We start from the raw sequence: 21,337 nt of genomic DNA, 5'->3' as shown, positions 1-21,337 counted from the left end.
CAGCCTCCTCTAATCCTTTGCGAAGCCGCTCGGCTCATGCTATGCAAGCATACCCAACCTGACACAGGGTATTCACGTCGTTCAATAGATACTATTGCGGAGGCGAAGCACCCGATGCAGCCCACGATCATGAAACAGGCGTACAGCCGCTTCAAGGGCGATGTTTCATCTCTTTTTACCCAACTTCATGAATTGGCCGTTGAACTGGGCGCCCAAGACCACAGGGAGGCGGCAGCCAAACTCATAACCAACCTGAACCAGCCTTTTTTGTTCGTCGTTGTGGGCGAGGTTAAGGCCGGTAAAAGCAGTTTCATCAACGCCCTCCTTGGCGAAGATATTTGCCGCGTTGCACCAGACCCCTGCACCGATGTGATTCAAAAGATCACACACGGAGAGGAACGTTCCGAACGACGTGTCAACGAATATCTCAAGGAAGTATTCCTTCCTGTGGACATACTCAAAGACGTGGCCATTGTAGATACGCCCGGCACCAACAGCATCATCCAGGGGCATCAAATAATCACGGAACGCTTCATTCCGGAAAGCGACCTCGTGATCTTTGTTTTTCCTGCCCTCAACCCCTACGTTAAGTCCGCCTGGGATTTCTTCAACCTGGTGCACGCAACCTGGCACAAAAAAATCGTTTTTGTCCTGCAACAGGCCGACCGCGCCACCCCTGAAGAACTGGAAACCAGCCGCCGTCGCGTGGCCGAATACGCAGCCGAACGCGGTGTTGAAGCGCCGCGCATCTTTGCCGTCTCCGCCAAGCAGGAAGTCGAAACACATGACGACAGCGGCATGGCCGAACTCTGGGACTTCATCCGCGCAACCATCACAGGCGGGCGTCATTATGTGCTCAAGATGGAATCCCTGCTCGTGACCGCCCAGACAATCCTGGATAATGCGGGCGCAGAATTGTCCCGTCAGCAAAATGCTCTAGAGCAGGACAGAATAGAAGAACAGCGGATCATCGACCGGCTGGAGCAGGCAAAACAGTCCGCGGACAGGGAAATGGACGCCCTGAAAGCCAGATTGCTACAGGCTTACGATAAGCAGGCTGAGCAGGCCATAGAAGAATTTGAAAACGGCTTGAATGTATTCAATCTCATCAAAAACTCCTTTTCCGGCTTTTTGCATCGAAAGAATTCCTTCAAGGACTGGATGAACGATCTCAACGAGCGTTTCACCACACAGTTGGCGCTCAAGGCGGAAGCCCTTTCCCGAGAAGGTGCGCAAGCCGTGACAGCCACCACGGTGGCCTCCATGCAGGCTCTTCTGGACGATTTACGCGGCGGCCGAGCCTTGGCTTCCTTTGGCAGCACGGATGTTAACGTGCCAGCCATTGCCGGGCGCAGGCTGGAAGTCATAGATGAGGTCATCGCCAAACTCAAAACATTGCTCAGTGATGCAAGCTTAGGCGAAAAGCTGACCCCGCAGGTGTTGCGCAGCATTGGCGACCGCACTGTCATGGGGGGCTTTATCACGGCTATTGGTGCGATTATCGCTGGCGCAACACACATTGTAGTGTTTGATGTCACAGGCGGTGTATTCGCCACAATTGGGGCATTGCTGGCCATCAATACCCTGGCGTTCAAACGCGGGTCCATCGTTAAAACCTTTAAGAAAGGTTTCAAAGACGGGCGTGACCAGTTCGACGAACAACTCTCCGATCTTTTACCCGCCAGAACCCAGGCCATTTTCGACGATCTCGTCCAAATTTTTGCCCCCTTCTTCCAAAATATTGATGAACGGGAAGAAACCCTGCGCCTTTTGGATGAAAAGAGAAAAGCCCTGGGCGAACAGCTCGCAAAGGAACATGAACGCCTGGACTCTTTGAAGGAGTGAGATGCCTTGCTTTTATGTAAAGCGGGTGATGCCCTTGACCCCTCTGCGCGATTGAGGCAGGACCTTAATAAGAGTCTATTATAATGGAAAAACAAGATATCCTGCTTTCAGTTTCACACTGACGTAATCAAGGCAAGCCGATACCGGGCTGACCTTGCAGTAAACGGGAATGGTTGCGTCGTTGCGTCTCCCGTAATATGAAATACCTCTGCCCGTCATTCGGCCTGCAGGCCAAGGATAAACTGCCACTGGGCGCCAGCCCACTCGACCCTGAGGGGAGGAGACACACCGTCATGATCTTTAATCAGAAAATGGAAACCCTGCCGCGCGAAGACCTTGAGCAACTGCAACTGCGCCGCTTGCAGAACCTGGTAACGCGGGTTTACGCCAACGTCCCTTTTTATCGTAAAAAAATGGATGAAATGGGGGTCTCCCCCGGTGACATCCGCACGCTGAGCGACGTCAAGCTGCTCCCGTTCACTCAAAAGCAGGACCTTCGCAACCATTACCCCTTCGGCCTTTTTGCCGTGCCCAAGGAAAGCATTGTCAGGCTGCACGCTTCCAGCGGCACCACAGGCAAGGCAACCGTGGTCGGTTACACCCAGCGCGACCTGGAAAACTGGGCCGAATGTATAGCCAGGTCCTTTGGCTGTGCAGACGTGGGGCCGCGTGACGTAATCCACAACGCCTATGGCTATGGTCTTTTTACGGGCGGTCTTGGCGCCCACTATGGTGCAGAACGCCTGGGCGCCACAGTTGTGCCCATGTCTGGGGGCGCTACCAAACGCCAAGTATCTCTTCTCCGGGATTTCGGCGCCACAGCTATCTGTTGCACGCCTTCCTACATGCTGTTCCTGGCGGAAACGGCCCAGGAAGTCGGCATTGATTTTAAAAGCCTGCCCCTCAGAGTCGGCATCTTCGGCGCTGAGCCCTGGACGGATGAAATGCGGCGGGAAATCGAAACCAAATGCGCCATTAAGGCCACGAACATTTACGGACTCTCTGAGGTCATGGGCCCCGGCGTCTCCATGGAGTGTGTCGAAGCGCAAAACGGTATGCACATTTTCGAGGATCACTTTCTGCCTGAGATCATCGACCCCGAATCGGGAGAACCGCTCCCTCCTGGCGAAGAAGGCGAACTCGTTTTCACGACCCTGACCAAGGAAGGCATTCCCCTGCTTCGCTACCGTACTCGCGACATGACGTCCCTCGACTATACCCCCTGCATCTGCGGCCGTACTATCGTACGCATGAGCCGGATTATGGGGCGCAGTGACGACATGCTCATCATACGCGGGGTCAACGTCTTCCCGTCCCAGATCGAAAGCATTCTGCTGGAAGCCGAAGGCGTTTCGCCTCACTACCAGATCATCGTCAATCGCGAAGGCAATCTCGATAACCTCGAGGTTCAGGTGGAAGTCAGTGAATCCATGTTTTCTGACGAAGTCAAAAAACTACAGCTTAAAGAAAAGCAGATTCAGAAAACCATCAAGGAATTTCTGGGCGTCACGGCCAAGGTCAAACTTGTGGAACTGCATTCCATCGAACGTTCGATCGGCAAGGCCAAACGTGTTATAGACAACCGTAACCAATAAAATTGCCCTGGCCAGATAACACTTGAAGCAGAGCATGAAAAAGCGAGGAACGCCATGAAAGTGGAACAAATCTCGATATTCCTGGAAAACAAGGCTGGACGTCTTGCAGAAGTTACCCGCACCTTGGCCGAGGCCAAAGTCAATATCCGCGCCCTGTCCCTGGCAGACACATCGGACTTCGGTATCCTGCGCCTCATTGTAACGGATATTGAAAAGGCCAAAACCGCGCTCAAGGATAACGGCTTTACCGTCGGACGCACCACCGTTGTTGCCGTAAAGGTGCAGGACAAGCCCGGTGGTCTGGCTCACATTCTCAGCGTACTCAGTGAAGAAGGCGTTAATGTCGAGTACATGTACGCTTTTGTGCAACAGAGCGGTGAAAACGCCATTCTCATTTTCCGCTTCGACCGTACAGATCAGGCCATTGAAATCCTGCAACGCAACGATATTCCCATCGTGCCCGGCAAGGATATTTACAGCATCTGATTCCTTTACGGACACCAGCACAGCCGGAATAATCAACGGGCCTTGCAGCAATACCTGCAAGGCCCGTCTTTTTTGAACGTTAGTTAATCTGCCTTTTTATTCGCGGATACTTAAAGCAGCGTGCGACACAACTTCAAAAGCACAGGGGCAAGCAGAACAACCAGAATAATGCGGGTAATGTGAAAGGTCAGTACCAGGAACAAGTCGATATTAAGACCACCGGCCATGCCGGTCATGGCGGTCATTGCTCCTGGGCTGGTGCTGATGAAAGCGGTAGTCAGATCCATGCCCCAATATTTTGAAAACAAAATGGCCATGCAACTTCCCAGAAGGATAAGCAACAAAGCTGAACTCAGAATTGGAATCGCAAAAAACTTTAGCTGATGCAGCATATTCGGGGAAAAGCTTACCCCCACTGCTGCGCCTACTATAACCTCAAGGACAAAAGGCCACTGCTTGGGGAGGGCCATTGGCTCCCCAAGTATCAGCTTCACAATGATGACACTGAGCATGGCGCCTATTATCGTTCCACCCGGGATATTAAAACGGCTGACGCCCCAGCCACCAAGAAAGGCCACTCCTAAAATTATTGCAAGATTTATGAGTTGATGCATTGTCAGACCAAACCGAGAATTAATAGTGTTTTTGAACCCTTGCCTTTTTCCGTAAAAGCGAGAGCATCCTACGCCTAGAGTTGTTGCCCTGCAATGCGATTTTCCCTGTTTGAAAATACCGAACGCCTTACCGATAAAAACACAAAAAGCCTCACAGCCCCTTTACAGGTACCGTAAAGATTGAACCGACCAGGGTGTCGGGAAAAAAACGGAGAGCTACAGAGAGTGACTTCCGCCCTCTAACCGAGGGTGCTGCCTTCTATCCGGTCAAAAGTGGATATCGACCTCGGTGCCAACGGGAATGGTCCTGGCCAACTCGATACCGTCGTCATTGAACATACGAATACACCCCAATGAGACTCGTTTACCAATCATGGAAGGCCGGTTTGTGCCGTGAATGCGGTATCCGCCGCCATTATTTGCATGTGAGAGTATTATCTTCACAGCCCCCATCGGATTATTGGGCGCTCCGGGCGCCACAGGGACCAAACGCTTACCGATTTGCCGGGCTCTACTCTTCATGTTTTGTGTTGGATACCACCAGGGGTCATAATCAATGCCCATGACCATGCCCGTGCCACTGGGCCAGGGAGTGCCAGGCTTAGCCGTGGCCACCTGAAAGGGGCGCACAAGCCGTTTGCTTCCATCTGACAAAATCTCATACAGCCAAAGCGTGCATTTACTGACGCTGATTTCCACTTTATATTTCTTGGGACGCTGCGAAACAGGGCCCAGCTGCTCGTAGGTTACATGAGCTTTTGGTATCGAAGCCAGATCCATGGCCGCATTTTGATTTTTTGCAGCTATTGCAGGCGCATTGTTCGCCACCCGCAACGTGCTACGCCGCACTTTGTTTTTAGATTCCGGAGCATTAGCAACTACAACTGGCGTGGGGGCTTCCTTGAAGCGTACAACGACACGACGATTCAACGAACGCCCTTCTTTGGTTGCATTGGAAGCCACAGGGTCCAGTTCCCCCTTGCCAATAACTTCCATCCGGTCAGGTGAAATGCCGAAATCCTTAATGAGGGCAATCTGCACTGCCAACGCCCGCTGATAGGACAGCAATTCATTGTTCTCACGCTCCCCTACATTATCCGTATGTCCTTCAATCACAGCATTAAGCGTTTGATTTTCCTGAAGGCGCCTGGCAATCGCAGCCACGGCGGGGGAAAGTTGCTCCTGCACCCTGGAACGCCCGGAGTTAAAGGTAAAGGTCAATGTATCAGATGCAGCAACATCCGCGGTCACCGCAGGAGCATTATGCCTTGCTGCCCCCTCTGTTGACGCGTTGATTGTTTTTGCTTCTTCTTTAACCGCGGCAAGGACGGATGGAGCAATAGGCGCCACATGCGGCATACTGACGACGATGGCAGCCAAAGCACCCTTTTCCAAGGTGATGCCAGCATTCTTGACCTGGATACGAGGAGGGGCAATATTGCAATTGGAAACTATAAAGTCTGCGATGTGCTGCGCCTGGGCTTCGGCGCGGGATGCAGCCGCGACCTCTATACTCACAACCGACTCAGGCACTGCCTTGAGAAGTAAATAAAAGGCATCAAAATCATTAGAGAAAGCCTGTCGCAAGGTGGATTGCGAAAGAGATTCGGAAGATTCAACCACTAGTCGGACTTGCCCGTGGTTATTTCGAAATGCATGAAGCAATCGCTTGTTGTGGTCCGTCTTTGCTGCTGTAGATGCAATGCCTGGCTCTTCTTTTACCGCGTTGGCATTTTTCTTCCCCTGGATGGCGCCAGCAGGCGATGCAACAGACGCCACTTGCGCCGTATGATGGGCGCAGCCAGCGAACAAGAACAAGCAACACACAAGCAAAACAAGTGACCTGGCCATATAACACCTCCACCCCGAACTAACTATTTCCAATGGACCAGCCTCGCCCGTAAAACGAGCACTACCGGCCATGGCATTTACTATTCACGCATAATGAGAAGCTCCTGCCAAACATAGAATCGTCCACAACAGGAACAATTCGCATCCCCGAGACAGGATTTTTTCAATACCTACTGGCCACAAAATCGCACATAACATACACATAGTATACGACATCCACACTTTTCCGCAAGACAAAGGTGATAATTTGCATCACTTTTAGATTTTATTTAGAATTAATCAATAGACTATACAACCCTTGAAAAGTGTTTTCACAGTACAGCACCACTGCACTACATAGTTAAAGGAACCAGGTTTCACCTATGTATTCATCACTCAGGCCTCCCGATTCAAACCTTGAAGTAAACCAGATTGAAAACAACATATGGAAAATTCCCAGGCAGGGAAAAATGCTTGTACCGGCATTCTTATTTGCCAACCAACAGCTTATCCAGGGTCTGGACCAGCTTGTTTTCACCCAACTGGCAAATGTGGCCAGCCTGCCCGGCATAGTGGAAGCAGCGTACGCCATGCCGGATGCACATTCAGGCTATGGGTTTCCTATTGGTGGGGTGGCGGCATTCTCAAAGGAAAAAGGCGGAGTCATTTCTGCCGGTGGCGTAGGGTTTGATATTGCTTGCGGCGTACGTGCATTGCTCACCCCACTTGCCGCCCAGGATATCCGCGACAAACAGAAGGAACTGGCAGACGCCCTTTTCAAGGCAATTCCGGCTGGCGTAGACAAAGGTGGCGAACTGGTTCTCAATACCCGCGAAATGGAAGCAGTGCTGCGCCACGGTGCACACTGGGCAGTATCCAATGGATTCGGTTTTCAGAGCGACCTTGAACGTTGTGAAGAAAACGGCATGATGCAAGGGGCGCTTCCGGAAATGTTTTCTGACAAAGCCAAGGAACGTCAGAAAAATGAGGTGGGCACCCTTGGTCCGGAAACCATTATCTGGAAGTTCAAGAGGTGGTTGAAGTCTTCGATACGAATGCAGCCGAGATATTCGGTCTGCGCAAAGGGCAGGCAGTGTGCTCCATACATTGCGGCTCACGTGGACTGGGGCACCAGATTGGTAAGGACTATATGCAGCGTATGCGGGAAGAGGCGCAACGCCACGGGCTCACGTTGCAAGATCCACAACTTGCTTGCGCCCCCTTGCGTTCACAGCTTGGCAGGGAATACCTGGGGGCCATGCGCGCTGGCATCAATTGCGCCCTTGCCAACCGGCAGGTTCTCACCCACCTGGTGCGCAAGGCCTTTGCTTCGATTTTTGGTGATGCTGGGCTCCCAATAAGCTTACTGTATGATGTCTCCCACAATACCTGCAAAGAAGAGCGCCACATGGTTGGTAACAGGGAAATGACTCTTTTCGTCCATCGCAAAGGCGCGACACGCGCCTTCGGCCCTGGAACTCCCGGACTGCCGGCGCCATTCTCCATGACAGGCCAACCCGTGATCGTAGGGGGCAGTATGGGAACACGCTCCCATATTCTCAGAGGTTGCAAAGAGAGTGCTTCCCAGGCCTTTTCCTCCGCCAACCATGGCGCAGGCCGGCAAATGAGCCGTTCTCAGGCCAAAAAGCAATTTCAGGCTCGCGATGTTGCCACGAAGCTGGAGCGCAAAGGTATTTTCATACGGGCCGGCAGCTTCAGAGGCATTGCTGAGGAAGCTCCGGGCGCTTATAAGGATGTGGAAAATGTCGTAGAGGTCGCCCATGCCACCGGCCTGGCAAGAAAGGTTGCGGCATTGGCGCCCATCGTCTGCGTCAAAGGTTGACGCACGAAAAAGCTGGCGTAGAATATTTCCTTTATATTTGAACACAAAATCTGAAACATCCATTCAGGAGAAGATCATGGACGTACAACAAGCCATTGAAGCCCGGCGCAGCATCCGCAAATATACTGGCGCCCCCTTGGATGAAAAAAGCATTCGAGAACTGTTGGAAGCGGCCCGGCTTGCACCCTCAAGTGTGAACAGCCAGCCCTGGCGTTTCAAAGTCATAACAAAGCGCGAGGAGATCGACTGGATAGCCTCGGAAGGCAGCAAGGGGCAACGCTGGGTCTCCAGCGCAGGCGCTGTGTTCCTGTGTTGCGTGGATACCAGCGCATACGTCGATGATTCACGTAAGATGTACAAATATCTGAAGGATAGTGGCGCCCTTGTCCCCGACATGGTGCCAAATCTTGAACAAATGATGGAGCGCATGAACGGTCTGCCGCAAAGCACTCTCAGGCTGGCAAGCGCCATCAATACCGCCATCGCCATGACCATGATGATGCTTCGCGCAGTCGACATGGGGCTGGGAACCTGCTGGATGGGTATGTACGACGAAGAAAAGATGAAGGAACACTTTGCAATTCCGCAGGAACTGGACCTGGTGGCGCTATTGGCAGCAGGGCATCCTGAGGAAGCCCCTGATCAACGCCCCCGAAAAAGCATGGATGAAATCATCATCCCCTGACCTGAAGCGTCTTTGCAATACATGCGGGAGAAGCACAACCCGTGTTTCTCCCGCTTTTTCCGCCTCATGTTACAAGGCCTGTGCCACGGCCGCCACCCCCAAGAACAGCAGCAACCCGCCGCAGCACCGTTGTATCAGCGGCATACGGTGCATAACCTTCTGACGCAAATGCCCCCCACCAAAGGCGATGGCAATCCACCAGAGCATGGAGCCACAAAACACGCCCGCCACAACAGTAGCTGCATGGCCGACCTGTGTATGCGCCTGCCCCACTCCCAAGCCTGCAAATATGGCCAAAAAAGCAGCCAGGGTCATGGGATTGGTAAGAGCAAGAAGAAAGACCGTAACAAAGGCGCCAGCCAACCTGTGATAGGCAGCGCCAGCAACCGCCACGGGTTTGTACCGGCGCAGCATTAAAGCTCCCATGCCGCACAACAATACACCGCCCGCTATCTGGATGAGGAAATGGTGGTTGTCCAAAAACCTTGAAATAAAATGCAGACCAAAGGCTGCGGCCGCGCCATATAAAGAATCGGCAACGGCTGCAGCCAGTCCGCTGAGAAGCCCCGCCAAGACCCCGCTGGAAATGGTGCGCTGCAAACACAGCACCCCTACCGGTCCCAAAGGCAGGGCTATGACAATCCCTATCAATAAACCCTTAAAGTAAAACTCGAGCACGGGCGAACCTCCCCTGCTCTAACAAAGTCAGATACTATAAACTTTCCAGCATATCTGCGATGGCGTAGAGCTTGCCAGGCTTTTGCCCTGACAGCCATTTTGCAGCGCTTATGGCGCCCTGGGCAAAATTCTCACGGGAATGCGCCTGGTGTGTTACTTCTATGCGCTCACCGGGGCCCATAAAATACATGGTGTGGACCCCCACGACATCGCCCCCTCTGATGGTCTGAATGCCGATTTCCTCATGAGGGCGCTCGCCGATGATACCTTCACGGCAACAACGCTTAGTTTCGTCCAGGTCCCAATCTCTGGCCTCCGCCAGGCACTGGGCCAGCTTAAGCGCGGTACCACTGGGTGAATCCTTCTTTTTGGAGTGATGCAGTTCCACCATTTCCATATCGTAGTTTTCGCCAAGCATACGCACCAGCCGGGGGAGAAGCTGCAGCAAAACATTAATGCCCAGGCTCATGTTCGGCGCCCAAAGCACAGGAGTGGAGTTGGCTGCTTCTTCCAGCACCGCCACCTGCTCCGGATTCAGCCCTGTAGTGCCAGAAACAAGAGGATTGCCATACTTAGCAGCGGTCCTGGCGGTTTCCACAGTCCCTTCAGGCGATGTGAAGTCGATAATCACCGCACCTTTGGCCTCGGGCAATACTTCATCCAGACTCGTGCCCTTTGTGCAGACAAACCCTTCAAGCCCCTTTGTACATGTAGGGCGCTCAACCACTCCAGCAAGCGTAACATTTGGGTCCTGCCCTACCAGACTGGCAACGGTAGAGCCCATCCGCCCCATAACTCCGTTGATGACTACGGCTACACTCATTTCTGCCTCCCAAAAACGATTACTGTTGCAGGGCGTCAGCCCTTGATTTTTTCTATTTCCCTTATAAAGGCCTCCCGCTCTCCTTGTTCAAGAAGCTCGAAAAACCTTTGATAGCCAATAACCGGCACGCCAAATCCCGCTGCTTTTTCCAGTTTGCTGGCGCCAGCGTTTTCCCCCTGTACCATGAAATCGAGTTTTTTCGATACCGAACCAGGGGTTGCGGCTCCAGACCGTTCCAGAAGTTGTTTAACCTCATCCCTGTTCATATCGGGCAGCGCCCCCGTAACGAGAACGCGCATACCTGCAAGCGGCGCATCACCTGAAGCTTTTTCAGCAGGGGACTTAGCAGCTTGCGGCCAGAGCCCGAGCTCGCGAAACCGTTCAAGCAGCTTGCGATTATTCTCGGCATGGAAGAAAGCGCGCACAGACGCGGCAACTTCAGGCCCCACGTCATCCACTTGCATGAGTGACGTTTCGTCAGCTTGCATCAAAGCATCCATGCTCTGAAAACGGGCGGCCAATGCCTTGGCAGTCTGCTCTCCCACATGGCGAATACCCAGTGCACGGATAAACTTTGGCAGGGTTGCGGTTTCTTTGGCGTGTGCAATGGCGCTGACAATGTTCTCAGCAAGCTTGTCCCCCATGCGATCCAGGGGCAAAATATCTTCCTTGCCAAGTGTAAACAGATCAGCTGCAGAGTGTAGCAATTCCTTGTCCACAAACTGCTCCACCCATTTTTTGCCCAGTCCTTCGATATCCAGACCGGCTTTTGAAGCAAAATAAATGATGCTCTGCCGTCTGACGGCAGGACAACTGACATTCTGGCACCGGCGAACAGCCTCGCCAGGCAAACGGGGCGCTTCGTCATGGCACACGGGGCAATGATCCGGAAAAGAAAAAGCAGTGGCATTCTGTGGTCGTTTCTCGCGGACCACACGGACAACTTCCGGGATGACATCTCCAGCACGTTGTACAATGACTGCGTCGCCCTCTCGCAAATCCTTGGCAGCTATTTCATCTTCATTATGCAGCGTAGCGCGAGAAATGGTTACGCCGCCAACGGTAACAGGCTCCAGAATCGCAACGGGAGTCAAAGCGCCGGTACGTCCCACCTGAATTTGAATTTCCTGCAATTTCGTTTCGGCCTGATGCGCCTTGAATTTAAGAGCAATGGCCCAACGTGGAAAACGCGCCGTAAAACCAAGCTCACGCTGCACATCCAAAGGATCAACCTTTGCCACCACCCCATCTATTTCAAAGGGGAGGTTTGCGCGCTCTTTCTCCAGCCTGTGAAAATACTCCAATACCTCGCCGGGAGATGCACACAACACCGCCTGGGGCGGTATGGCAAAGCCCAATGCACCAAGATCACGCATGATGTCGCTCTGCGTCTGCCAGCTGGCTTCGGGCCAGTCCACTTCCCCTACGCCATACACCACAAATCGTAAGGGGCGTTTTGCGGTGATGCGAGAATCCAGCTGCCGCACGCTACCGGCCGCAGCATTACGCGGGTTGGCAAAGGCCTTGCCCCCTTCTTCCAACTGCCGACGATTCAACGCCTCAAAATCCTTATGCCGCATAATCACTTCACCACGAACCTCAAGCCGCGCAGGAAGGCCAGCTTTTGTCTCTCGCAGTCGCAAGGGGACCGATCCTACTGTGCGCAAATTGGCGGTGACGTCTTCACCAACTTCACCGTCCCCTCTGGTGATGGCGGCAACAAAACGCCCGTCCTCATATATACATTCCAGAGCCAGGCCATCCATTTTTGGATCGACCCAAAAACCAAGGCGCTCCACATTCCGGGGCAAAGCGCGCTGTATACGCCCAACGAATTCATTGAATTCAGAATCTGAAAACGCGTTGTCCAGGCTATACATGCGCAAGCTGTGGCGTCGCTGTTCAAACTGATCCAAGGGGCGCCCGCCTACGCGCAACGTTGGCGAATCAGGCGTACGTAATTCCGGATGCGCTTTCTCCAATTCAAGCAACTCCTGGAAAAGCGCATCGTATTCGGCATCCGTTATTTCAGGATCATCCAGAACGTAATACCGGTAGCCATGATGCTCTAAGGTCTTTCTAAGGTGCTCTACCCGTTCCTGCAGCGTGTCGCCCATTGTCAGCTCATTGGTTTGGCCACCGGTTTACGACCGACATGACCGTTGCCATAAAATTGCACATCTTGCCATTCTTCGACTTTCGTTTAAGTATCGCGGCTGTGGATACCGCAGAGAGCAACACCTTACAACTAGTCATTGCACGCTACAAGGAGGACGTCTCCTGGGTAGCGGAAACCGGCATACCCGCCACAGTTTACAACAAGGGCGACGCCATGGATCCATGCCCTGCGGCGTGTATTCCTCTTCCAAACATCGGCCGCGAATCCCACACCTATCTCCACCACATAGTCAGACATTATCCCCATTTTCCCGGGCATACCGCCTTTTTGCAAGGCTCCCCCTTCATGCACTTGCCGCAAGGCATGGGGGCGCAGGCCCTTGCCCAAGAATTGCGCAGACTGGCAGCCAAAGGCGTCCCCTTTAAAGGGCTGGCCTACTACACATTGAAATGTGACCATCTCGGCCGTCCACATGATCTGAAATCACCACAAAATGAAGGAAAATGGGCAGGATGGGGACGCGATATCCCCGTGGGAGAGGTATACGGCAAACTTTTTTCAGGGACAGTGCCTGAACGGTACCACGCCAAAGGCGTTGCTGGCTGTTTTATTGTTTCACGCCAGCGGCTTCTCTCCCGCCCTAAAGCCCTTTATGAACGGGCCCTGCAAATCATTCTCGACGACCCCAACGATGCATACAACACCGGCCATGCCTTCGAGCGTCTCTGGTCTGTTATCTTCAATGGCTACAGCGCCTTGCACGAAAACTGCTACTAGCTTTTACTCCCCGATGCGAGTTGCGCCAGCTACCTTTCCATTTGTAGACAGAACCACACCTTTTCTGCATAGCATGGGAGTATAAATCTTCTTTTACACGCCCACTGCGGCAGCGCCGTCTGCAAAGGAGTACAAATGCCTGATATTGCCTCCAAAATAACTACCGACGAACTGAAGAACATGCTTTCATCCCAAGAACATCTGGTTGTGGACACCCTTCCTCCGGAACATTTTGAACGAAGACACATTCCCGGCGCTAGGCAGGCGTGCGTCTATGAAGTCAATTTTCTGCAGCAAATTACAGACCTGGGCGCCACTCCAGAGACTCCAATAGCGCTGTATGGTGCAGGCCCGCTTTCCCAGGACTGCCTTTGCGCTGCAAACAAGCTGCTCCAGGCTGGCTTCAGCAATGTTTTCATCTATCGCGATGGACTGGAGGGATGGCGCAATGCCGGCTACTCCCTGGAAGGCACAGCTCCTGACGAAGTAGACGCGCCACACCCGGAACTGACCTTGGAACAGGAGCGCTACACCCTGCTCCCTGCTGAATGCGCTTTCACCTGGATAGGGCGCAACAACAATGGCAGACACTGGGGCACGCTTCTTGTCAGCGAAGGACACCTTGAGAAAAAGCAGGGGGGCGACGGCCAAGAGCTTGAAGGCCAGTTCCAGCTTGATATGCATAGCATCCGGAATCATGACCTGGAAGGGGACGCCATGCGCCCGGTGTTGGAAGAGCACCTGAAGTCGGATGACTTCTTTTTTTCCCAGTCGTTCCCAACTGCAACATTTACGATTGACTCAATGCGCCCCATCACTGAGTCCTGTGCGACAACCGCCAATTTCGCCGTAGAGGGGGAACTGGCGCTCCGGGGCCTGAAGCGCAAAGTGGCATTCGACGCTCAATTGCGCAATGTCGCTGATGGGCGCCTGGGTTTCATGGCGCATTTTGACCTGGACCGTACGCGTTGGGGGGTGATCTATGGCTCAGCGCGTTTTTTCCACCATCTGAGCTACCATCTGGTGTGGGACACCATAAGTATTGAATTTCGTCTCATACTGGATTGACAGTACCAACCTGATACCAAGAAAAGGCGCGCAAGCAGATAATCCCTGCTTGCGCGCCTGTTAGTTGATACGTGTTACATTCTACTCGCTGCGCAATTCAGCGATAATCCGCTGCAAGGATTCCAAAAGCTTGGAGAGTTCGTCCACAGCGTCAGAAGCTTCTTCCATAATATGCGCGGTTTCCTGTGAGATATCATTGATCTCGGTAAAGGAGCGGTTGATTTCCTCACTGGTCGCGGATTGTTCTTCACTCGCCGTGGCAATGGAGCGCACCTGATCCGTGACGTTGTCCACGAGCAACACGATCTCGCGCAGGGCGCCGCCCGATTTCTCTGCCAATTCAGTTGCATGGGCAACAAGCTCAACTGCCTGTTCCACCTGCTGCACGTTTTGACGGGTGCTGTCCTGAATGCCAGCAACGGTATTGCCAACTTCCTTGGTGGCAGCCATGGTCTTCTCAGCCAGCTTGCGCACCTCATCAGCAACAACGGCAAAGCCGCGTCCTGCTTCGCCTGCGCGAGCCGCCTCGATGGCAGCGTTGAGAGCAAGCAGGTTGGTCTGGTCCGCAATGTCGGTAATCACGTTCATGACCTGATCAATGGCTTCGGCCTGGCGATCGAGATCATCCATGTTGTTCTTGAGCTCCTGGGCCTTGTCCTGCACCTGCGAAATGGCGGCCACAACCTGACTAACCACTTCGGAGCCATAACTCGCCTGGGATTTTGCCTTGTCGGATGACTCTGCAGAAGATGAAGCGTTGCGTGCGACATCGAGAACAGCGGTGTTCATCTCTTCCATGGCGGTGGCAGTTTCATCAGCTCGGGCGGACTGTGTTCTGGCGCCGTCGTTTGCCTGCTGCACCCGTTGCAGAAAGCTGTCCGTCGCACGTTGCAAACGGTTGGCTACTTCATCAATGCGTTCAGATGCCTGTATCATGCCTTCCCGTTTTGCGTCCTCGGCCTTCCGGGCAGCTTCCTCCGCGACTTCACTGGCATGACGGCAGGCTTCTGCTTCCCGCTCGGCTTCCTCGGACTTCTGCTCGGCTTTGCGCATAGTCTCCTTGAGCTTCTGCGCCATGGTGTTCAAGGATTCACCCAAACTGCCAATTTCATCGTCTGAACGTACATTTACCTTAGTATCAAGATTACCTTCTGCAATCGCATGGGCAACCATGGTGGCGTCCTTGATGGGGCTCACAAAACGTCTCGCCACAAGAATCCAGATACCCATAATGAGCACCAACGAAACAACGAGCACGATGACCGCAGTATTCAGGTTGCTCTGATTCAGTTTTTCAAGACGGCGCACCAGATTGAACAGTTCTTTTTGCTGGCCAGTGGCCACAATGATCCAGTTCCATTTCTTGAAATAGGCGAATTCGGCAACCATTTCTTCTGCATTGCCATTTTTTTCCAGCGTATACGAAGTATTCTCCAGTTCACCTGGAGCAAGCTGCGTAGCCTTGTTGACGATTTCCTGAACATAGGCTTGGCCATTGGCGTCCTTGGCGTCTATGACGCTTTCGCCATCGTTCTCACCCTTGGGAGAAATGACCATTTTCCCATCGGAATCGAGCACATATACGTAGCCGCTCTTGCCGATCTCAATGTTGAGGATCTGCTCGCGCAGGCTTTCGGCGCTGTCTTCTCTCACACCGTAATACAAAACGCCTATGATATCTCCATTGGCGTCTTGTATACCCTCATAAGCAGTGACATACCATGCGTTCGCCACATAGGCCCTGCCGACAAACCGTTCGCCAGCCATGATTTTTTTGATGACAGGATTCGGCTTACCATTGGGATTGACGGCCGGGATATAGGTACCCGTGGCGCGTGTGCCATCCAGCTTTTCAACATTGGTGGCAACACGCAACATGCTTCCGGCGTCATCCATGCGCTGAAAAATGGTGCAGGTACCGCCGACCAATTTACCAATATTATCGACGAGAGCGCTGGCTTGAGAAAAATCGCTCAGCTGCTTTATCGGGTCAGAACCGATATACATCTGCGGCAAAGATATTTGTGTGGCATCTTTTGTATACTGATTGATGGCTTTCCAATCCCAGGTGCCATCACCAATTTGGACCTCTCCGTACTCCTTGGCGAGCTCGAAAGTTACGTTAAGATTGCCTTCCACGACTTTTTCAAGCAGCTCCTGCTGCGTGACAAGCATGGAGTAGACTCCGGATACGGAATTTTCCAGATTACCCAGGGCCAGTTGCCTCGTTTCCTCCCCTGCAAAACTGATCGCCTTCGTTCCCTGATAAATGTTGATCCCCCATATCGCCAATAGCGGCAACAACGTCAGGATAACGCCCAGTACGACGAGCTTGGTAAGAATACCAATGCGCATTATGACCTCCGATTCCTGCGGCTTATAAGTTCCCACAAAGGAGCAAACCGCCCCTAGTCCATAAGGCCCCTGCAAATAAAGTGCATAGTTGAACGCAATAAATACGATCATGCACTTTGTTTCTTTTTGGTTACAAATTGTACTCACTTATTATTCCTGGCGCAACCTTAGACGGACACATATCCAAATAATTTTAAGGTAGTGCGGCCTGCAGCGCCAACTTTCCATTGGATAACATTCACCAATGTAATGAAGCCCATCGACACTACACATGCCGCTCTTGGCCATATACAAATTTACCTGTCCGATTCTTAATATTCCTCATAATTTGGTCGAGAAAAGGAATTTTAATCTTCCTGGCGTACGAGTGCCCCTCGTGGTAATCTACCGCCCATGCAAGGAGAGCTATAAATGAACAAGCACATCGACCTGACATGTATCGGAATAATTCACACACCCTATAAGGATTTGAAAAACATGCCTATTCAACCAGTAGGCGCAAAGGATACCGAAGGTACGTTAGAGTTGGCGCCGGAATATGCCGCCGGCCTCAAGGACTTGGAGGGATTCAGCCACGTCTACCTGCTCTATCACTTTCACAAAGCAGGAGAAATGAAGCTTGAGGTCGTGCCCTATATGGACACGCACACAAGAGGGGTGTTTTCCACACGCTCCCCGCTAAGGCCAGGGCGCATAGGTTTATCAATCGTAGAAGTGGTGCGTGTGGAAGACAATGTGGTGCATTTGAGAGGGGTGGACGTATTGGACGGTACCCCTCTCCTGGACATAAAACCCTATATTCCGCAGTTCGATCAGCGGGATAATGTCCGCACCGGGTGGATGTGCAAAGACTGCGAGGATGTGGCTAACGCGCGTTCAGATGACCGCTTCGTATGAATGACTCAAATTTTCTGCTCCACATTTTGGAAACATGGAATGCATAGCGTGCGCCCGGCAAAACGTCGGGTGCGCGATTCCATGGTTTTTTCGCCGCACGTCTCACAGACCATACTCTTAAGAATGGCGGCAGCCCGCGGGGGGGCAGGCTCCAGTTCAGATACAAAAAACATTTCTTCGAGATCAACCTCCATGAAACGCTCATTCATTTCGCGTTGCAATAAGGCAGATCTCTCCTTGTCGCTCTCGTCAGCCGTACCAGCAGTGATTTTCGTGTTCAAAGCCCCGATTTCTTCGTCCAGGTCCGCCCGAATCTCTGGATTCAACAAAACCCGGAACCCTTCACCTGTGGGGCGATAATAAAATCTGAACGCCATCTTACCATAATCCTTATGGATCAAATTGCCCTTGCCAAAAGTACAACCAAGAATGAATTGGATTGCGTCAACACCACACATATCCGTTTCCACTACAGAAACCAGTTCAGCATCGGATGCATTGGGCCAACGCCTGCGCGCAAGCTCCGCTGCACGCAATCCAATAGCCAGGCCGGGACAACTATGGCCATGAAAACGGATCGTATCCTGAATCTCATCCTGCGTAAGCAAGCACGCCATAACTTTCTCCTTACTATCACGCATGTTGCAGTCTGTTTTCCACGAGGCATAAGACATATACTCAGTTGCAAATAGGATTTGCCTCACATCGCACGCTGACTCCCCTCGCTGCAGCCGCAGCCATGTAAAGGCACAACCAGGGGCTGACTATTTACCATGTGCAGCTCTACGGGCAATCCGTATACCTCTTCGATAATCGCCGCATCCACACCGCTCTTATCCACGGCCGCCAAGACAACGCCGTTTTTTACGAAAATGAACTTGTGAGCAAAGCGCAAAGCGGTGTTCAAATCGTGCATGGTCATAACAGCGGCCATTTCATGCTGATCAATTATATGGCGCAGCATCACCATTATTTCTATTTGATTCCGCAAATCCAACGAGCTGGTAGGTTCATCCAGCAACAATAAACGCGGCTCCTGAACCAGGGCCCTGGCGACAGAAACCTTTTGCAGCTCACCGCCACTCAATTGATCTATATGGCGCAGCATCATGGTTTCAAGCCCCAACCGCTTAAGGGCCGCGTCCACTATGGCCAGGTCCTTATTCCCCGCTTTCCAGCGGATATGGGGTTTACGCCCCATGAGCACGGCATCGAACACCGTTAGACGCGCAGATTCGCTACGCTGCGCCACGTACCCCATGCCACGTGCGATTGCGTCGGGTGATAACCGCAGCACATCTGTACCTTCCACCAGCACCGCTCCATGGGAGGGGCGATGAATGGCGTTTATACATTTGAGCAAAGTGGTCTTACCCACTCCATTGGGGCCGAGGATGGCGGCCAGTTCGCCCTCCGCAACCGAGAAGCAAACATCACGCAACACGGGGTGACTGTTGTAACTGAAGGCAATGCCCTGCACATCAAGTATCATTTGCGATGCCCCCTTATGATCAGCCAGAGAAAGACTGGGGCGCCCATAAAGGCCGTCAGCACGGAGACGGGCAAAACCTGGGGCGCCAGCACCAACCTGGCCACCGTGTCCGAGACAAGCAGCAGAAGACCACCCCCTAAAATGGTGGCAGGCAGGAGAAATCGATGATCCGCACCGAGTACCGCCCGCACCATGTGAGGGACAACCAGGCCCACAAAGCCGATTATTCCCAGACTGGAAATGATGACGGCGGTGAGCAGGGAAGCCAGAAACATGCCTACCATGCGTATACGCTCCACGCGCACGCCCAGGCCTTTGGCAGTCTCGTCCCCAGCATCCATGGCATTGTAATTCCAGCTGTTGGCGACAAAATACAGGGAAGAAGCAACAGTAATAACTGTTAGAAGCCCCAGTTCGTTCCAGGATGCGCGCGCTGTATCGCCAAATGTCCAGAACACCATGGCGGCGAGCTGCACATCATCTGCAAAATACTGCAAAAACATGGTGCCTGCGGTAAACAGCGCGCCCAAGGCGACTCCTGTCAGCACCATGACCTCTGGAGTGGCGCCTCGTACGCGGGAAACAAGGATGATAACTGCAGACGCCAACATGCTAAAGGCAAGGGCGCTGCCCGTGGTTACATACGGGTTGGTGATGGAGACCGCCCCCACATTGGTGGAGGTCATTATGCCACTGTCCAAAACCATAACGCTGAATGCGGCGCCAAAAGCCGCTGCATGGGAAATGCCCAGTGTAAAGGGAGAGCCCAGGGGATTGCGCAGTATCGACTGCATTGCAGCGCCGGACACGGCCAACCCTGCTCCTGCAACGATGGCCGCTAAGGCCTGGGGCAAGCGAATATTCCACACAATGACATCGAATCGCCGCGCTACTTCGCTTCCCATGAGCGCCTTCACCACTTCAGAAATGGGAACATCTGCAGCACCCAGGGAGATGGAGACCACCAGTCCACCGCCCAAAAAAAGGGCCGTAGCGCTGATGCACAAGAGCTTCCACCCTATGTAGCGTCGATAGGCTTCCGGGGTATTTCCGTCGGCAAAGTGCATGATACTGTACTATTGAACCGGCACTGCCGTGAACGCTTGCCCGCCGAACAACTCGTTCATTTTTGCGAATACGGGTTCACCCACGAGGAATGCGTAAATCTCATCCGCCTTGGCAACAGGGTCAATATCTTTAAAACGTTCAGGATAAAGCAATTTACCAATGAACCATGCATTTGCCAGGGTAGAACCGAAATTCTCGGTATACCAGTTGTAGGGGAGCAATCCATAGACCTTGCCTTCTTTTACGGCAGTCAGCGTTTTGTAGGCCGGATCATTGCGCAACTCATACAGACCGCCCGCCTCTGCCCCCAGCTGTAGCGTGGCGAGATCAAGGAACAATACGTCAGGATTCCACTCCACTATTTTTTCTTTCGCAATATCCGCGTGCTGCAGTTGCTTACCATCTTGCCCCGTGCTTGCCAGATTCCGAGCATGGACGAATGAAAAAGGAGGATACCCTGGTTCTGTAGACTGATAGCCATGGGGTCCCTTATGAGCGACGCCGCCAACAAATACCGTTGGGCGCTCATCTTCGGGAATGGAAGCAGTCCGGCGCTCAAGCTCGCCAATATTGTCTTCGAAAAAAGCTATTACTTCTTCGGCGCGCTGTTGCTTGCCAAGCGCTTGCCCCATCACACGTAAGGATGCGTAGAGTTTCCCCCTGTTGGCGCCGAGATCTCCGTACTCCAGCGGAATGACGGGGGTGCCGGTTTTTTGCTGCAGCTCCTTTGGGTCATGCCCCATGGTGGCAAAGGTTTTGAAAACAACCTGCGGCAGAGGGTCCAGGGTCAATATCAACTCCGGATTATCGTGCCCCCGAAATTCTCCGAAAATCGGCATTTTCTTGAACTGCTTGTTGGCCAATGCATAAGGGCGCGCATCGAATTGCCGACGACGTGTTTCAATATCATCCACACCAACGATCTTGTCCTGTGACTGCAAGTAGACGAGCAGACGTAGGCATCCAGGACCGGAGCAGATAACCTGCTGCAAGGGAAAAGGAGCTTCGTCTGCATTCAGGACATTTCCCTGAGCATCAATAATTTTTGCGGGAGCAGAATCGTCCATGGCCCGACTCTGAAAAGGGGCGCCCATCAATAGAAAAAAGACAACAGCACAAAAAAGGGTGACACGTATTGCCATTTGCTCGCTCCTTAAATAGA

General features: G+C 52.7%; 17 protein-coding genes and 1 pseudogene. 8 read left to right on the top strand and 10 right to left on the bottom strand.

The features are described 5' to 3' along the window. The first annotated feature begins 114 nt into the window (after nucleotides 1-114). The 3 genes from ACZ5EH_RS18275 (at nucleotide 115) to ACZ5EH_RS18265 (ending at nucleotide 3,926) form a co-directional block, all read left to right on the top strand. Nucleotides 115-1,845 carry a dynamin family protein gene (locus ACZ5EH_RS18275; protein WP_464275314.1) on the top strand — a complete coding sequence of 577 codons (1,731 nt, stop codon included), beginning with the start codon at nucleotides 115-117 and terminating at the stop codon, nucleotides 1,843-1,845. Between the two features lie 293 nt (nucleotides 1,846-2,138). Beyond that, the gene (locus ACZ5EH_RS18270) at nucleotides 2,139-3,440 is read left to right on the top strand and encodes a phenylacetate--CoA ligase family protein (RefSeq protein WP_464275313.1); all 1,302 of its coding nucleotides are present in this window, start codon (nucleotides 2,139-2,141) and stop codon (nucleotides 3,438-3,440) included. 54 nt (nucleotides 3,441-3,494) lie between these two features. Then, nucleotides 3,495-3,926, top strand: a complete 432-nt coding sequence (locus tag ACZ5EH_RS18265) for an ACT domain-containing protein (protein ID WP_464275312.1) — start codon at nucleotides 3,495-3,497, stop codon at nucleotides 3,924-3,926. A 110-nt stretch (nucleotides 3,927-4,036) separates the two neighbouring features. On the opposite strand, the gene ACZ5EH_RS18260 is transcribed toward ACZ5EH_RS18265, so the two are convergent. Then, nucleotides 4,037-4,540: an AbrB family transcriptional regulator gene (locus tag ACZ5EH_RS18260; RefSeq protein WP_464275311.1), complete on the bottom strand. Its 504-nt coding sequence runs from the start codon at nucleotides 4,538-4,540 to the stop codon at nucleotides 4,037-4,039. A 267-nt stretch (nucleotides 4,541-4,807) separates the two neighbouring features. After that, a complete protein-coding gene (locus tag ACZ5EH_RS18255; RefSeq protein WP_464275310.1) occupies nucleotides 4,808-6,058 on the bottom strand; it encodes an OmpA family protein in 1,251 nt (416 codons plus the stop codon). Nucleotides 6,059-6,753: 695 nt separating this feature from the next. Here ACZ5EH_RS18255 and ACZ5EH_RS18250 point away from each other — a divergent pair. Together ACZ5EH_RS18250 and ACZ5EH_RS18245 are read left to right on the top strand one after the other, a co-directional pair. Continuing rightward, a pseudogene (locus ACZ5EH_RS18250) lies at nucleotides 6,754-8,213 on the top strand (RtcB family protein). A 76-nt stretch (nucleotides 8,214-8,289) separates the two neighbouring features. Then, nucleotides 8,290-8,898, top strand: a complete 609-nt coding sequence (locus ACZ5EH_RS18245) for a nitroreductase family protein (protein WP_464275309.1) — start codon at nucleotides 8,290-8,292, stop codon at nucleotides 8,896-8,898. A gap of 69 nt (nucleotides 8,899-8,967) precedes the next feature. Here ACZ5EH_RS18245 and ACZ5EH_RS18240 read toward each other — a convergent pair whose 3' ends face one another. Genes ACZ5EH_RS18240 through ligA form a run of 3 tightly spaced genes read right to left on the bottom strand, consistent with a single transcriptional unit; the run spans nucleotide 8,968 to nucleotide 12,516 of the window. Then, entirely contained in the window at nucleotides 8,968-9,576 is a 609-nt protein-coding gene (locus ACZ5EH_RS18240; protein WP_464275308.1) for a LysE family translocator, read from the bottom strand. Nucleotides 9,577-9,610: 34 nt separating this feature from the next. After that, on the bottom strand, nucleotides 9,611-10,399 hold the full coding sequence (dapB, locus tag ACZ5EH_RS18235; RefSeq protein ID WP_464275307.1) for a 4-hydroxy-tetrahydrodipicolinate reductase: 789 nt from the start codon (nucleotides 10,397-10,399) through the stop codon (nucleotides 9,611-9,613). A 35-nt stretch (nucleotides 10,400-10,434) separates the two neighbouring features. Continuing rightward, the gene (gene ligA / locus ACZ5EH_RS18230; protein ID WP_464275306.1) at nucleotides 10,435-12,516 is read right to left on the bottom strand and encodes an NAD-dependent DNA ligase LigA; all 2,082 of its coding nucleotides are present in this window, start codon (nucleotides 12,514-12,516) and stop codon (nucleotides 10,435-10,437) included. Nucleotides 12,517-12,554: 38 nt separating this feature from the next. Between ligA and ACZ5EH_RS18225 the strand changes: the two genes are divergently transcribed. Both ACZ5EH_RS18225 and ACZ5EH_RS18220 read left to right on the top strand, forming a co-directional pair. Then, on the top strand, nucleotides 12,555-13,295 hold the full coding sequence (locus tag ACZ5EH_RS18225; protein ID WP_464275305.1) for a DUF3431 domain-containing protein: 741 nt from the start codon (nucleotides 12,555-12,557) through the stop codon (nucleotides 13,293-13,295). A 135-nt stretch (nucleotides 13,296-13,430) separates the two neighbouring features. Further along, nucleotides 13,431-14,363: a YceI family protein gene (locus ACZ5EH_RS18220; RefSeq protein WP_464275304.1), complete on the top strand. Its 933-nt coding sequence runs from the start codon at nucleotides 13,431-13,433 to the stop codon at nucleotides 14,361-14,363. Nucleotides 14,364-14,444: 81 nt separating this feature from the next. Here the strand turns inward: ACZ5EH_RS18220 and ACZ5EH_RS18215 are convergent, their stop codons facing one another. Continuing rightward, the gene (locus ACZ5EH_RS18215) at nucleotides 14,445-16,718 is read right to left on the bottom strand and encodes a methyl-accepting chemotaxis protein (RefSeq protein WP_464275303.1); all 2,274 of its coding nucleotides are present in this window, start codon (nucleotides 16,716-16,718) and stop codon (nucleotides 14,445-14,447) included. 411 nt (nucleotides 16,719-17,129) lie between these two features. On the opposite strand from ACZ5EH_RS18215, the gene tsaA reads away from it, so the two are divergent. After that, on the top strand, nucleotides 17,130-17,615 hold the full coding sequence (gene tsaA, locus ACZ5EH_RS18210; protein ID WP_464275302.1) for a tRNA (N6-threonylcarbamoyladenosine(37)-N6)-methyltransferase TrmO: 486 nt from the start codon (nucleotides 17,130-17,132) through the stop codon (nucleotides 17,613-17,615). 5 nt (nucleotides 17,616-17,620) lie between these two features. Here the strand turns inward: tsaA and ACZ5EH_RS18205 are convergent, their stop codons facing one another. The 4 genes from ACZ5EH_RS18205 to ACZ5EH_RS18190 all read right to left on the bottom strand — a co-directional run bounded on the left by ACZ5EH_RS18205 (nucleotide 17,621) and on the right by ACZ5EH_RS18190 (nucleotide 21,317). Further along, entirely contained in the window at nucleotides 17,621-18,232 is a 612-nt protein-coding gene (locus tag ACZ5EH_RS18205) for an FmdE family protein (RefSeq protein ID WP_464275301.1), read from the bottom strand. 83 nt (nucleotides 18,233-18,315) lie between these two features. Next, nucleotides 18,316-19,107, bottom strand: coding sequence for an ABC transporter ATP-binding protein (locus ACZ5EH_RS18200; RefSeq protein ID WP_464275300.1), 792 nt, complete (start codon nucleotides 19,105-19,107; stop codon nucleotides 18,316-18,318). Then, nucleotides 19,104-20,174, bottom strand: coding sequence for a FecCD family ABC transporter permease (locus tag ACZ5EH_RS18195; protein ID WP_464275299.1), 1,071 nt, complete (start codon nucleotides 20,172-20,174; stop codon nucleotides 19,104-19,106). The genes ACZ5EH_RS18200 and ACZ5EH_RS18195 overlap by 4 nt, the downstream gene beginning before the upstream one ends. A 9-nt stretch (nucleotides 20,175-20,183) precedes the next feature. Then, entirely contained in the window at nucleotides 20,184-21,317 is a 1,134-nt protein-coding gene (locus tag ACZ5EH_RS18190; protein WP_464275298.1) for an iron ABC transporter substrate-binding protein, read from the bottom strand. Between the last annotated feature and the right edge of the window lie 20 nt (nucleotides 21,318-21,337).

The organism is Desulfovibrio biadhensis, from assembly GCF_055388615.1.
The sequence above is the reverse complement of the archived record's forward strand: the minus strand, read 5'-3'. Positions and strand labels throughout refer to the sequence as shown.